Here is a 604-nt window from a genome sequence, read left to right on the forward strand (position 1 = left end):
CCCCTCGACCATCCAGGGCTGGGCCATTCCCACCGCCACGGACATCGCCTTCGCCGTCTCCGTGCTGGCCGTGGTGGGGTCCGCGCTGCCGGTGGCCATGCGCACCTTCCTTCTGACGCTGGCCGTGGTCGATGACCTCATCGCGATCGTCATCATCGCCATCTTCTACAGCCACGGCTTCAGCTTCCTGCCCCTGCTGGCCTCGTTCGCCGTGCTGGCCGTGTACTGGGTGCTGACCCACCGCTTCGCCTCGTTCTTCATGGCGCGGGCCTGGGCCGCCTGGGCCATCCTGCTGCCCCTGGGCTTCGTGGTCTGGATCCTCATGTACAACAGCGGCATCCACGCCACGATCGCCGGCGTGCTGCTCGGCTTCGCGACCCCTGTGCTGAAGACCCATCCGCACGTGATCAACGACGAGGACCCCGCCCAGGGCCTGGCACCGACCCTCGAGCACCGCTTCCGCCCGCTGTCCAACGGACTGGCTGTGCCTGTCTTCGCCTTCTTCTCCGCCGGCGTGGCCGTCGGCGGTGTGGACGGGATCCGCTCGGCCGCCACCGACACCGTGGCCGTCGGCATCGTCCTGGGACTGGTCTTCGGCAAGATG

Annotated in this window: 1 protein-coding gene; it reads left to right on the forward strand. The window is 68.4% G+C overall.

Features of this window, described 5'->3' with window-relative positions:
• Positions 1–604 (forward strand): Na+/H+ antiporter NhaA (locus IG178_RS24860; RefSeq protein ID WP_193215255.1); only part of this gene is annotated, 604 nt, incomplete at both ends.

The sequence above is a fragment of the Neoluteolibacter marinus genome (assembly GCF_014904755.1).
In the GTDB taxonomy this organism is placed as follows: Bacteria; Verrucomicrobiota; Verrucomicrobiia; order Verrucomicrobiales; family Akkermansiaceae; genus Haloferula; species Haloferula marina.